This is a genomic window from Pseudomonas sp. FSL R10-2964, assembly GCF_009600035.1.
Lineage (GTDB): Bacteria > Pseudomonadota > Gammaproteobacteria > Pseudomonadales > Pseudomonadaceae > Aquipseudomonas > Aquipseudomonas bubulae.
Map to the genome: position 1 here is coordinate 41,331 of NZ_WIWH01000013.1, position 12,862 is coordinate 54,192.

Sequence of the window (12,862 nt, forward strand, 5' to 3'; positions counted from 1 at the left end):
ACTTACCAGAACAAAAAACCGCCACGCTGACCGCTAGGGGCAAAACATGCCAAACGCTCTGGACAGAACCGATAAAGCCTTGCTTTGCGCACTGCAGGGCAATGCCCGACTTACCGTTGCAGAGTTGGCCGAGAGTGTCTCACTGACCACCTCGCCGTGTTGGCGACGGGTCAAAATGCTGGAAGAGAGCGGGATCATTACGGGCTATCAGGCGGTTCTTTCGCCAAAGGAACTGGGATACGGGGTCACGGCGTTTGTCAGCATCATGATGGCCTCTCACTCGCAAGAACTGGCCAGAAGCTTTGAACAACGGTTATTGGAAATTCCCGAAATCGTCGCGTGTCACAACGTGTCGGGTCGTTACGACTTTTTATTGGAAGTCGTGGCCAGGGATCTCGAATCCTTTGGCGAATTTGCCCGTGAAGTCCTGCAGACATTGCCCGCGGTCAAAGAGATTTACTCGAGTTTTTCGTATAAGTCGGTCAAGCCAAGGCGAGAGGTGCCTGTTGAAGGTTGAGTGCATCAAGGGTGCATTCAAGTCTTATCTGTAAAATAACTTTTCGATGAGTTGTAAGTGTTTTCTTTGAGTAGAGTAGTTCTGGCCTGATTACTCTTTTGGTGACGGCAGATGCGTGTTTTAAGTGCTTGGCTTTTACTTTTAATTACATTGATTAAGAGTAAATCCCCATGTTGAACCGCGAAGTAATGCTCCAGCTGTTCCCCAAAAGTACGGCCTGCGTCGATCTGTATTTGCCCCTTGTGCAGGCCGTTAGCCGTCAAGTGTTGATCAATACCCCCCGACGCCTTGCTGCATTTCTAGCTCAGGTAGGCCATGAAAGTGCAGGGTTCACGGTACTTGTCGAAAACCTTAATTACAGTGCAGGTGGCCTCGCGGCCACCTGGGGCTCCCGCTTTGCGCAGAAGGATGGCGAAGGTCAATACATTACCGTAACGGACGGCAATCGCTCCCGGCGCGTACCCAATGCTGACGCGCTTATGCTTCAGCGCCGGCCGCAGGCGATTGCAAACCGGGTCTACAGCAACCGCCTGGGCAATGGCTCAGAGGCGTCGGGGGAAGGCTGGTTATATCGGGGCAGGGGATTGATTCAAGTCACCGGTAAAACCAACTACTGCCAGTGCAGCCAGGGGTTGTTCGGGGATGAGCGCTTGCTCACCAGCCCGCAACTGCTGCAAGAGTGGCAATGGGCAGTGGCGTCGGCGGGCTGGTACTGGAACTCGCGCAGTATAAATACCCTGGCAGACGGGGAGGATTTCGAACGCGTGACAAGGGCTATCAATGGTGGTCTCAATGGTCACGCCCAGCGTGCGGCGCTATACCGCAAGGCACTGGTTTTATTGCACGCCTGAGCGGTTCAATCAGGCCATAATGCCCGCGCAGTTTGTTCGCAGCCATCAGGAGCCATAGATCAGTGATGTTCGAGATAAAGCCGATTAACCCCGAGACATATCGTCAGCAAACTCGCCGCAGTACGCTGTATATCGCGTTGACGTTTGTCTTGCTGGCGCTGCTGTTGTCAGGTGTGCTGGTCATGGTTTTGGGTGTCGCCGGTGGCGACAATTTTCGCCTGAATCTGGCCGGGGTCATTGTTGCCCTGATCACGACCTTCCTGCTGGTGCGCTACGTGTTCTGGTCTCAACCCTGGATGGCGCCCGCAGTCTACGGCTGGCAACTCAAGCGTAGCCTGATGAAGGTCACCAATGTCATGCATCACGTAACGGCGGGAGTCATGGCGGGGGATGTGGCGGCGATGAAGCTGCTGCGCTTCTATCATCTGGGCGTGACCCAGATGTACCAGCTGGACGCCAATTCCAGCGCGTTAAGCCAAATGGTTCGCGAGATCGATTTGCACAAGGCACGTCTTGAAGCACTGGGCATCGACACCGGGCAGACCCGGCTCGATCCGCAGTGGATTGATGCGGTGAAAAAATTTGCGCCGCTGAAGTAATGCTGCTCACCAGACCTGCTGTGTTTGTGTGGGAGCGAGCCTGCTCGCGAAGTTCGTAAGTGATAGCCTGTTTTTACGGGATAATTGCGACGATCTGGAGCTCTTCGCGAGCAGGCTCGCTCCCACCGTTGGGGCATGCGAGCCTTATGGGTGGGGTTCAGCTTACGACGCGATAGCACGGCTCATAGGCCGCACCGCCTGGCAGTTTCATACGATGCTGCTCAACAAATGCCTGCAGCAGTTTGTCCAGAGGTTTCATCACGGCAGCGTCACCGTGGATCTCGTAAGGCCCGTATTGCTCGATCAGATGGATGCCTTTCTCTTTTACGTTACCCGACACAATCCCGGAGAAGGCCTGACGCAGGTTGATGGCCAATTCATGTGCTGGCATGTCGCTGCGCAGTTTCAGGCTGGCCATGTTGGCGTGGGTCGGGTCGAACGGGCGCTGAAAGCCTTCGTCGATTTTCAGTAACCAGTTGAAGTGGAAAGCGTCGTTGCGCTCGCGGCGGAATTGTTTAACCGCCTTGAGCCCGGCGGTCATATGACGGGCCACTTCGGCCGGGTTGTCGATGATGATCTGATACTGCTGTTGCGCTTCTTCACCCAGGGTAGCGCCGACAAACTCATGCAGTTGCTGCAGATAGGGTTCGGCTTCCTTGGGGCCGGTCAGGACAACCGGGAACGGCACATCTTTGTTCTCCGGGTGCATCAGAATGCCCAGCAGGTACAGGAATTCTTCTGCCGTGCCAGCACCGCCCGGGAAGATAATCACCCCGTGACCGACCCGCACAAAGGCCTCAAGACGCTTTTCGATATCCGGCAGAATGACCAGTTCATTGACGATGGGATTCGGCGCTTCGGCAGCAATGATGCCCGGCTCGGTCAGGCCCAGATAGCGGCCCCCGGTCAGACGCTGTTTGGCGTGGGAAATGGTCGCGCCCTTCATTGGCCCTTTCATCACACCGGGACCGCAGCCGGTACAGATATCCAGGCTGCGCAGGCCCAGTTCGTGGCCGACCTTTTTGGTGTATTTGTACTCTTCGGTATTGATGGAGTGGCCACCCCAGCACACCACGATTTTCGGTTCGATGCCCGGGCGCAACGTGCGGGCATTGCGCAGCAGATGGAACACGTAGTCGGTGATGCCCGCCGAGCTGCTCAGGTCAATGCGTGGGCTGTCCAGGCCGCTCTGGGTATAGACGATGTCGCGCAGGGCGCTGAAGAGCATTTCACGGGTACTGGCGATCATTTCGCCATCCACAAATGCATCGGCAGGGGCGTTGAGCAGTTCAAGCCGCACGCCGCGGTCTTGCTGGTGAATCCGCACCTCGAAGTCCTGATAGGCCTCAAGGATGGTCTTGGCGTTATCGACGTGAGCGCCGGTGTTGAGGATAGCCAGTACGCACTGGCGGAAAAGCGTGTAACTGGTGCCTGAGCCAACCTCGCTCAGCTGTTGTACTTCACGTTGGGAAAGTGTTTCCAGGCTGCCTTTCGGGCTGACCGAGGCGTTGATGACTTGTCTTTGGACCATTGCGAGCTTCCTTGAGCGGGGTCGAAAAATTGCTTGGCGCAGCTTTTGAATTCATGTCATCAGTGCGAGCGAGGCGTCCCGACTCTTGCGTCTTTGGATTGCATTTCTGTAAGCATAGTAGCCTTGGTCCTGTAATTAAAAGAGCCGCAGTTAACTCCAGTTACAGTACCAGCAGTGAGCACGGCAGCGATAAGGTAACCTCGCAAGTCACTGAAACAGAAAATGGACGGGCAGATGATCATCACCACCACACACAGCATTGACGGCAGAAAAGCCACTGAATACCTGGGGATTGTCAGTGCCGAATCGGTTCACGGCATCAATGTGGTACGAGATTTTTTTACCGGAGTACGCGACTTTTTTGGTGGACGCTCTCAGACGCTGGAGCGAGCACTGAAAGAAGCGCGAGCAGAGATCACGGACGAGATTCGAGACAGGGCCAAAGCCATGGGAGCGGATGCGATTATGGGGCTGGGGTTTGAAATCAGCATGCCGTCAGGGCGTGGCGGCATGCTGGTGGTGTTTGCCACGGGCACGGCTGTGCGCTTGAACTGAGGCACCAGGATTCGACCGCACAGGGCGGTCGAATGGGCTTTACGAATTAAACCGTTTTCGCCAAAGGTACGCCTGCAGTGGTTTTGGACAGCGCGTCCTGCAGTTTTTGCTCTTGTTCCGGGGACAGGGAGGTACGCAGGACCTTGCCCTTGAAGTCCGAGTCTTCCAGTTCCTTCAGCACTTTTTCCGGCTGGAATTTGCGCAGCAGAACGAACAGGGCCGAGGAATCATTCGGAATGGTCTCGCTCAATGACTTGATGAAATCATCATCGATCCCGTAATCGCTCAATGAGCCCGACAAAGCGCCGGTACCGGCACCCAGTGCGCCGCCGATGGCAAAGCCTGCCAGCGGGTTGAGAAACAGCAGCCCGACCAGTGCGCCCCACAGGCCACCGGTGACCAGGCCTGAAGTAGCCCCGATCGCTGTCAGGTTAACGCTTTGCTTGATATGGATCTTGCCTTCGGCATTACGCACCACAATCACCGCATCTTCCAGCTCGACCAGATGCTCTTTGCTCAGTGAAACCATCTTGGTGAGGGCACGATCTGCTTTTTCGGTGTCTGAAAATCCCACTACGATTAAATCGGACATGTCTTTCATTCCTTGACGGTACAGGTCCAGCCCGGCGAAGGGCTGAAGGGTGGAGGGGTTTCTCAAGGCGGCACAATGCAAACACCCTGGCGCGCAGTGGTTCAGCTTTCTGGAGCCTGCTGCGAGGAATGAGCGTGGTCGCTAACCTTGAAACGGTCAAGTCGACGAGACATATCTCTTGATAAAGAGAGGGGTGCGGCAAGGGGATAATGCCGTGGCAGGTGCAGTGTGCAAATGATTTGAGGAGGGCTGGCTGAGCAGCCCTGACCTCAAGCCTTGGGCTGATACCTCACAGGCTTATGGCTGTTCGTTCTTTTCAGGTGCATTCAGGCCGGCCTGGATACGTTGGTAAATTTCTTCACGGTGAACGGCTACATCCTTCGGCGCATTGATGCCGATTCTGACCTGTTGTCCGCTGACACCTAAAATAGTGATCGTAATATCGTCACCGATGTTTATGCTTTCACCAACTTTGCGGGTGAGTATCAGCATTTTTTTCTCCTTGATGGCTTTGTAAGGCACGTCTCTGAGACGGTGCGGCTTCGGTCATGACTACAGAATACTGCTAAGTACGTATTATTGCGCCGCTCATTACAGACGACATGGCCAGAGGTTTAATTCCCTTTACGGGGAAAATTCTCGCGCATAAGCCTTAAATTGGGGCACTTTGGATTTGTTCAAGGAGAGCAAGGCCGCTGCCCCAGTGATAAAATCTACCCATTCAAACAGACAGGGGAAACGCAGTGCGTATAGTCATCGTGATGACAGCAATATTGGCCTTGACGGCTTGCGGTCAGGAGTCTAACGATAAAATCCAGCGGGCTAAAGCAGCTTCTGAAGCAACGATGGCCCAGGCCCCTGTTGCTCACTGGGCTTTGGAGATCACTGAAGGCCAGAGAGCGACCATTCCGGACACGACCGGCAGGCTTCTTGACAACGGTTTTACTCCTTACATTTACGAGAGTGGCGGGGTTCAGCACTTCCTGATCGGACCATTCACCACCCAGGCTCAAGCGCTTGAGGCCCAGCAAAAGATGAAACTCAAGCCCAAGCTGGACGGTATTGAAACCAACGTGATCGAACTGCCCGCCGCGAAATAGTCTGATACAGCGTCGGGTACCCGCCTGAGCTTAGCTGCCGCTGGCGTTATTCGACGCTTTGTGCAGGAAATATTTGTTCACTCGGCGCACATCAGAGCAACACGACGGCAAGGGCCATCGCCATGAGCAATCACAAGATCGAAATTCGACGCAGCAATGTCGAAAAAATCCTTCTGGGGGCTGAAAAGGTTTTTGCCGAAAAAGGCTTTGCCGGTACGGCGATGGCGGACATTGCGGCGCAAGTCCAGTTGCCACGTTCCAACCTGCATTACTACTTCAGCACCAAGACGGATCTTTACAGCGCGGTATTGCTGGGGTTGCTGGAAGTGTGGAAACAGGATGCGCTTTGTTTCGAGACCTACGACGATCCTCGTCTGGTATTGAGCAGTTACATTCGTGCCAAAATGCACCACTCACGTACCCGGCCCCATGGCTCCAAAGTCTGGGCCAATGAAATGATCCATGGCGCCCCGACCCTGGGTCTTGCACTTGATGCCAGTTTGTATGACTGGGCCAAGATCAAGGAGGCGAAAATTCGCCAATGGGTGCAAGACAAGCGAATCCTGCCTGTTGAGCCGTCCAGCCTGCTGTATATGATCTGGGCATCAACCCAGCATTACGCTGACTTTGACCATCAAGTGATGATCATCAACGATCACCAGCCGTTGTCCGATATCCAGTTTGAACGTGCGGTGCAGACCGTCACCAGCGTGATCCTGCGCGGGATCGGGCTGGAGCCGTAAGCAACCCTGCTTATCGATCGTGTGGGAGCGGGCTTGCTCGCGATGGCATCACCCCGGTGTACCTGACACACCGCATTGCCTGCATCGCGAGCAAGCCCGCTCCCACAGGATTGATTTACGAAGCCACGCAGTACGGGTTACGTGGGTCGTGGTTCCAGTCCAGAAATGGCAGGCCATTGTTGTGTGGCACCATCTCGATACAGTCCTGCACCGGGCAGGTTATCTGGCACAGGTTGCAACCCACACATTCATCGTCGATCACTTCATACCGATGTGTGCCGTCGGCCTGCTTCAAGCTGGCGATGGCCTGGTGCGAAGTATCTTCGCAGGCAATATGGCAGCGCCCGCAACCAATACAGGCGTCCTGATCGATCCTGGCGATAACCTGATAATTGATATCCAGATATTTCCAGTCAGTAGTATTGGCCACTGCACGGCCGGAAAAGTCCTCCAGGCTGGTATAGCCTTGACTGTCCATCCAACGCGACAAACCGTCTTTCATTTCTTCAATAATTCGAAATCCGTGAAGCATCGCTGCGGTGCATACCTGTACCGAGCCACAGCCCAGGGCAATAAACTCTGCAGCATCACGCCAACTGCCAATGCCGCCTATCCCACTGATAGGCAAGCCTTTGGTCAGCGGGTCGCGGGCAATTTCCGCCACCATATTCAGGGCTATCGGCTTGACTGCCGAACCGCAATAGCCGCCGTGGGTGCTCTGGCTGCCCACTACGGGTAGCGCCACCATGCGTTCAAGGTCGACACTGGTGATCGAGTTGATGGTGTTGATCAATGACACCGCATCGGCGCCGCCACGATGGGCCGCCCGGGCGCTAAGTCGCACATCGGTGATATTGGGCGTCAGTTTGACGATCACCGGCAATGAACAGTAGGTCTTGCACCAGCGTGTGACCATTTCCACGTACTCGGGCACCTGGCCCACGGCCGCGCCCATGCCGCGCTCCGGCATGCCGTGGGGGCATCCGAAATTCAGCTCGATGCCATCGGCACCGGTGGCCTCCACCAGTGGCAGGATGTATTTCCAGGACTCTTCTTCGCAGGGCACCATCAGCGACACGATAAGGGCCCGATCCGGCCAGTCCTTCTTGACCTGGGTGATCTCGCGCAAGTTGATTTCAAGGGAGCGATCGGTGATCAGCTCGATATTGTTGATGCCCATGACTTCGCGGTTGGGGCCGTAGTGTGCCGAGTAACGCGAGGACACGTTAACCGCGGCCGGGTCCTCACCCAGGGTTTTCCAGACCACGCCACCCCAGCCTGCCTCGTAGGCTCGTACCACGTTGTAGGCTTTGTCGGTAGGTGGCGCAGACGCCAGCCAGAACGGGTTGGGGGCCTTGATACCGGCGAAAACAATCGAGAGATCGGCCATTTATGCAGCCTCCTGATCAAGCATGAGTTGGGCATGCATGGCTTCTGCGGCCAGCTTGCCGTGTTGCACGGCCTGTACGGTCAGGTCTTGCCCCAGAGAGGTGCAATCGCCTCCGGCATACACACCGGGAATATTGGTGCGCAGGTGTTCGTCTACTTCGATGCGATCGCCCGCGCGCTTGAGTGTTTGCGCCAGCGGATCGCTCAGGGCTGCATCATCAAAGGCCTGGCCTATGGCCTTGAACACCGCGTCTGCGGCCAGCTCGAAGGTTTCACCGGTGGTCACCAGGCGCCCGTCTTCCAGGCGTGTGCGGGCAAAGCGCATGCCGCGCACCTTGCCGGTGTTGTCCAGCAACACGTCCTGTGGCTGTGCCCAGGTCATTAGTCGCACCTGATTGGCCTTGGCAATGTCCTGCTCGTGCCCGGTGGCGCCCATGTCCTGCAGCCCGCGGCGATACACCAGATTCACTTCGCGAGCGCCAAGACGGGCCATTTGCACGCCCATATCGATCGCGGTGTTGCCAGCGCCCAGCACAATGCAGCGCTCGGCCAGGGGTAACCGGGTCAGGTCGTCGCTTTGGCGCAACTCGCGGATGTAGTCGGTGGCAGCCAGCAGCCCCGGAGCATTTTCATGGGGCAAACCCAGCTGGCGACTGGCAGCCAGACCCAGCCCGAGAAATACCGCATCGAATTGCCGGTGCAGTTCGCTCAGGCTCAGGTTGTCGCCCAAGCGCTGGCCGTGGCGCACTTCAATGCCGCCAACCTGCAGGACGAAATCCACTTCGCGCTGGGCAAAATCGTCCACCAACTTGTATTTGGCAATCCCGTACTCGTTAAGCCCGCCGGATTTCTCCCGCGCTTCGAAAATCACCACCTCATGCCCGTGCAGTGCCAGGCGATGGGCGCAAGCCAGCCCCGCAGGTCCGGCGCCGACCACCGCGATGCGTTTGCCGGTGGGCGCGGCACGCTTGAACGGATGCTCGCTGAACTGTGCATGATCGACCGCATAGCGCTGTAACAAACCGATCAGTACAGGCGCGCATTCCTGGCTGTTGTTGCGCACGCAGGCTTGCTCGCACAGTACTTCGGTAGGGCACACCCGGGCACAACTGCCGCCGAGGATATTGGCCGAAAGAATTTTCTGTGCTGCGCCCTGGATGTTTTCCTGTTGGATATTGCGAATAAACGACGGGATATCTATATCGCTGGGGCAGGCATTGACGCAGGGGGCGTCGTAGCAATACAGGCAACGTGAGCTTTCCAACACGGCCTGGCGAGCATTGAGGGGCGGCGCCAGATCGGTAAAGTGGCTGGCCAGCACCTGCGCAGATTCATGGGGGTGGGGTAAATGGTTCAAGGACTTGATCACGGTGCTTACCTCAGGGGTGAGGAGATCTTTGTGCCTCTGTCGGGCAGTGTTTTTATGCTCAGCGTTTAACAGCCACCGGTTGCTGATGCTCGGCGCGCTTTTTCAGCAAGTCGAACACCGCAGGGTAGGCCGGGCGTTCGATATAGCGACCGGCTCCGCGTTCGGCCCGCAGGTCACCGTCAACCCACACCAGGCGACCCTGACTGATGGTATGACTAGGCACACCGCGTACGGTCTTGCCTTCAAAGATGTTGAAGTCGACATTTTGATGGTGGGTTTTGGCGGAAATGGTGCGGGTGCCCTGAGGGTCCCACAGCACCAGGTCGGCATCGGCACCGACCCGGATCGTGCCTTTGCGCGGGTAGATATTGAAGATCTTCGCGGTGTTGGTGGAGGTCAGCGCTACAAACTCCTGCATCGACAGGCGCCCGGTATTCACGCCTTCATCCCACAGCAGCGCCATGCGGTCTTCGATGCCCGCCGTGCCGTTGGGGATCTTGCTGAAATCGTCACGCCCGGCGGCCTTTTGTTCGGCGCAAAAGCAGCAGTGGTCGGTGGCGGTAGTGTGCAGGTTGCCCGATTGCAGGCCGTGCCACAGTGCCTCCTGATGCCCGCGAGGGCGGAAGGGCGGGCTCATCACGTAGCCTGCTGCCGTTTGCCAGTCGGGATGCTGGTACACGCTGTCATCCAGCAGCAAATGCCCGGCCAGTACTTCGCCATATACCGGTTGGCCCTGACTGCGGGCGTAGGTGATTTCGTCGAGTGCTTCACGGGTCGAAACATGCACCAGGTACAACGGCGTACCGAGGGTCTGAGCGATGCGGATCGCCCGGCTGGCCGCTTCGCCTTCCACCTGGGAGGGACGTGACAGCGGATGGGCTTCCGGCCCCGTCATGCCCTGGGCCATAAGTTTGCGTTGCAGGTGGTACACCAGTTCGCCATTTTCGGCATGCACGGTCGGGACCGCACCCAGCTCCAGGCAACGCTCGAAGCTGGCCACCAGGGTGTCGTCTGCGGCCATGATCGCGTTCTTGTAGGCCATGAAATGCTTGAAGCTGTTGATGCCGTGATGGCTGACCAATTCGGCCATTTCTTCACGTACCTGCTCGCTCCACCAAGTGATTGCGACATGAAAGCCATAGTCTGCTGCCGACTTTTCGGCCCAGCCCCGCCACTGATGAAAAGCCTCAAGCAGGGACTGCTGCGGGTTGGGAATGACAAAGTCGATAATCGATGTTGTACCGCCTGCCAGACCGGCCGCGGTGCCACTGAAAAAGTCTTCGCTGGCGACGGTGCCCATAAACGGCAATTGCATATGTGTGTGGGGGTCGATACCACCGGGCATCAGATATTGGCCGCGACCATCGACAACTTCGCAGCCTGGGGGAACATCAAGATCAGTGCCAATCGCGCGGACCAGACCGTCAGCGCAATATACATCCGCACAATAACTTTCATCATGGGTCACAAGCGTAGCGCCACGGATTAACAGCGACATACGGAGTTCCTCGCAGGCTGACCGGCTAGAGCCGGTTCTAACTGTTGTTATTGAAATTTAGTGGGAAGTTTGCATTCCTGCCACTGGTGACAGGAATAAAATCTAGTGGGTTGTTGAAGAATGATCAAACTTTATTTTTAAAGGGGTTAGATATGTATAACTATATGATTTTTAAAGTTAATTATTTTAAATCACCAAAATGATGCACGGCCTCACCATTTTGACGCACTTGACAGGATTCAAATATAAGCGAACTTTCTTATGCGAAATCAGGTGCTTGAGCTTGCGGATGAAGGGAGGTGAGTCGATTAAGTTAATAAGCACGCACCGAAGTGTTTCGTTTGGCGATATAAAAAAACTGATAAAGGCCTTTAACGGGAATGAGAGTCATTTGGCTGGTGTTTAAAACGGTTTTAAAAGCAGCGTGTTGCCAGTCATGCAGGACGGTTTGAGCAGGCGAGGGAAGTAACACGGCACAGTTCTTGATTGTTGCTGCCATGACCGGGCGGGATAGGCAAGTAAGTGTCCAGGCAAGGGAGCGCTTTGTGTCCATACGCAGCGCCAGGCAGTTCAACCAGGAGCAGCACAACAAGAGAGTGATCGACTATGCAACCGAGCAGATCAAAAGTCACCGAACGTAACGGTTTGTACGAACTGGATGCCGGGCCTGAAGTCCTCGATAGCCCCCGGTACAACCACGATATCGCCCCCACCAAAGTTCATGAGCGCACCTGGAACAAGTGGCATATCACTGCCTTGTGGGTCGGCATGTCCATTTGCGTACCCACCTATACCCTGGGCGGGGTTCTGACAGCCTATTTCGGGCTTTCAGTGGGTGAGGCACTGCTGGCGATTCTGCTGGCAAATATCGTGGTATTGATCCCTCTGACTCTCAATGCCTTTGCGGGCACCAAATACGGCATTCCCTTTCCTGTTTTGCTGCGTTCTTCCTTCGGCATTATCGGCTCCAACGTACCGTGTCTGATCCGTGCTCTGGTGGCCTGCGGCTGGTTCGGGATCCAGACACTGTTCGGCGGTCTGGCCATTCACCTGTTTCTGGGCTCGGTGTTCGAGGGCTGGAAAAGCCTGGGGGGTACGGGTGAAGTGATCGGCTTCATGATTTTCTGGGCGCTCAACCTGTGGGTGGTATTGCGCGGTGCCGAGTCGATCAAGTGGCTGGAAACCCTGTCTGCACCCTTGCTGGTACTGGTCGGTCTGGGCCTGCTGGTGTGGGCTCTGCCCAATGTGTCGATGAGTGAACTGCTGGCCCAGCCGCCCAAGCGCCCGGAAGGTGCCAGTGTGTACGGCTACTTCTTTGCCGGCCTGACTGCAATGGTGGGTTTCTGGGCCACCTTGTCCCTGAATATTCCGGACTTCAGCCGATACGCAAAAAGCCAGAAAGACCAGATCCTGGGGCAGATTTTTGGCCTGCCGCTGACCATGTTCCTGTTCGCCGCTCTGGGCGTGGTGATGACGGCAGCGTCCGAAAAACTGGTAGGCGTTACCGTATCCGACCCGGTCAGCCTGATCGGCCATATCCAGAGCCCGGGCTGGGTGGCATTGGCCATGGCGCTGATCATCATCGCCACGCTGTCGACCAATACGGCGGCCAATATTGTGTCGCCCACCAATGACTTCCAGAACATCGCTCCCAAGTTGATCAACCGCACCACGGCAGTGATCTTGACCGGCCTGGTGGGCTTGGCGCTGATGGCTCATGAATTGCTGAAGAAACTCGGCCTGCTGGTCTCGGATGTGAGCCTGGAAACCGTGTACTCCAACTGGTTGCTGGGTTACTCCAGCCTGCTTGGGCCGATTGCCGGGATCATGGTTGTCGACTATTTCGTTATCCGTCAGCAAAAACTCGACCTTGCCGGGCTGTACCGTGACGGGGTGTACCCGGCCTGGAACTGGAAGGGATTTATCGCTTTTGGTGTACCTGTGGCGCTGACGTTGCTGTCGTTGGGCAGCAGTGCCTTCAGCTGGTTCTATGACTTCGGCTGGTTTACCGGGTCGTTGCTCGGGGCCGTGATTTATTACGGGTTGTATCGCCTGAACAGTCAGCAAGCAGAAACCGTCAAAGGCACGGTTTGAAGCGCCTTCCTATAAAAACTGCCT

14 protein-coding genes are annotated in these 12,862 nt (G+C 56.2%); 7 read left to right on the forward strand and 7 right to left on the reverse strand.

What is annotated here, in order from left to right; translation table 11 throughout:
* The first annotated feature begins 46 nt into the window (after nt 1-46).
* The 3 genes from GHN92_RS09340 (at nt 47) to GHN92_RS09350 (ending at nt 1,967) form a co-directional block, all read left to right on the forward strand.
* Complete coding sequence (locus GHN92_RS09340; RefSeq protein WP_095002348.1) at nt 47-517, forward strand: Lrp/AsnC family transcriptional regulator; 471 nt, start codon at nt 47-49, stop codon at nt 515-517.
* A 170-nt stretch (nt 518-687) separates the two neighbouring features.
* On the forward strand, nt 688-1,368 hold the full coding sequence (locus GHN92_RS09345) for a glycoside hydrolase family 19 protein (RefSeq protein WP_095018824.1): 681 nt from the start codon (nt 688-690) through the stop codon (nt 1,366-1,368).
* A 65-nt stretch (nt 1,369-1,433) separates the two neighbouring features.
* Nucleotides 1,434-1,967: a DUF3087 family protein gene (locus GHN92_RS09350; protein ID WP_095002350.1), complete on the forward strand. Its 534-nt coding sequence runs from the start codon at nt 1,434-1,436 to the stop codon at nt 1,965-1,967.
* Nucleotides 1,968-2,124: 157 nt separating this feature from the next.
* Here GHN92_RS09350 and ppnN read toward each other — a convergent pair whose 3' ends face one another.
* A complete protein-coding gene (gene ppnN, locus GHN92_RS09355) occupies nt 2,125-3,498 on the reverse strand; it encodes a nucleotide 5'-monophosphate nucleosidase PpnN (RefSeq protein WP_153379939.1) in 1,374 nt (457 codons plus the stop codon).
* 234 nt (nt 3,499-3,732) lie between these two features.
* Here ppnN and GHN92_RS09360 point away from each other — a divergent pair, with 234 nt between their 5' ends.
* Entirely contained in the window at nt 3,733-4,053 is a 321-nt protein-coding gene (locus GHN92_RS09360; protein WP_153379941.1) for a YbjQ family protein, read from the forward strand.
* 46 nt (nt 4,054-4,099) lie between these two features.
* Here GHN92_RS09360 and GHN92_RS09365 read toward each other — a convergent pair whose 3' ends face one another.
* Nucleotides 4,100-4,645 carry a DUF1269 domain-containing protein gene (locus GHN92_RS09365; RefSeq protein ID WP_016780418.1) on the reverse strand — a complete coding sequence of 182 codons (546 nt, stop codon included), beginning with the start codon at nt 4,643-4,645 and terminating at the stop codon, nt 4,100-4,102.
* 297 nt (nt 4,646-4,942) lie between these two features.
* Complete coding sequence (gene csrA, locus GHN92_RS09370) at nt 4,943-5,137, reverse strand: carbon storage regulator CsrA (RefSeq protein ID WP_016780419.1); 195 nt, start codon at nt 5,135-5,137, stop codon at nt 4,943-4,945.
* 251 nt (nt 5,138-5,388) lie between these two features.
* On the opposite strand from csrA, the gene GHN92_RS09375 reads away from it, so the two are divergent.
* Complete coding sequence (locus tag GHN92_RS09375) at nt 5,389-5,745, forward strand: hypothetical protein (RefSeq protein WP_095002352.1); 357 nt, start codon at nt 5,389-5,391, stop codon at nt 5,743-5,745.
* A gap of 122 nt (nt 5,746-5,867) precedes the next feature.
* Nucleotides 5,868-6,488 carry a TetR/AcrR family transcriptional regulator gene (locus GHN92_RS09380; RefSeq protein ID WP_095002353.1) on the forward strand — a complete coding sequence of 207 codons (621 nt, stop codon included), beginning with the start codon at nt 5,868-5,870 and terminating at the stop codon, nt 6,486-6,488.
* A gap of 115 nt (nt 6,489-6,603) precedes the next feature.
* On the opposite strand, the gene preA is transcribed toward GHN92_RS09380, so the two are convergent.
* The 4 genes from preA to GHN92_RS09400 form a co-directional block, all read right to left on the reverse strand.
* Nucleotides 6,604-7,878, reverse strand: coding sequence for an NAD-dependent dihydropyrimidine dehydrogenase subunit PreA (gene preA, locus GHN92_RS09385; protein WP_133144379.1), 1,275 nt, complete (start codon nt 7,876-7,878; stop codon nt 6,604-6,606).
* The gene (locus tag GHN92_RS09390; protein ID WP_133144380.1) at nt 7,879-9,246 is read right to left on the reverse strand and encodes an NAD(P)-dependent oxidoreductase; all 1,368 of its coding nucleotides are present in this window, start codon (nt 9,244-9,246) and stop codon (nt 7,879-7,881) included.
* A 58-nt stretch (nt 9,247-9,304) separates the two neighbouring features.
* The gene (hydA, locus tag GHN92_RS09395; protein WP_095002356.1) at nt 9,305-10,744 is read right to left on the reverse strand and encodes a dihydropyrimidinase; all 1,440 of its coding nucleotides are present in this window, start codon (nt 10,742-10,744) and stop codon (nt 9,305-9,307) included.
* A 313-nt stretch (nt 10,745-11,057) separates the two neighbouring features.
* Nucleotides 11,058-11,297, reverse strand: coding sequence for a hypothetical protein (locus GHN92_RS09400; protein WP_133144381.1), 240 nt, complete (start codon nt 11,295-11,297; stop codon nt 11,058-11,060).
* A 53-nt stretch (nt 11,298-11,350) separates the two neighbouring features.
* On the opposite strand from GHN92_RS09400, the gene GHN92_RS09405 reads away from it, so the two are divergent.
* Entirely contained in the window at nt 11,351-12,838 is a 1,488-nt protein-coding gene (locus tag GHN92_RS09405; RefSeq protein ID WP_133144382.1) for an NCS1 family nucleobase:cation symporter-1, read from the forward strand.
* Nucleotides 12,839-12,862: the final 24 nt, after the last annotated feature.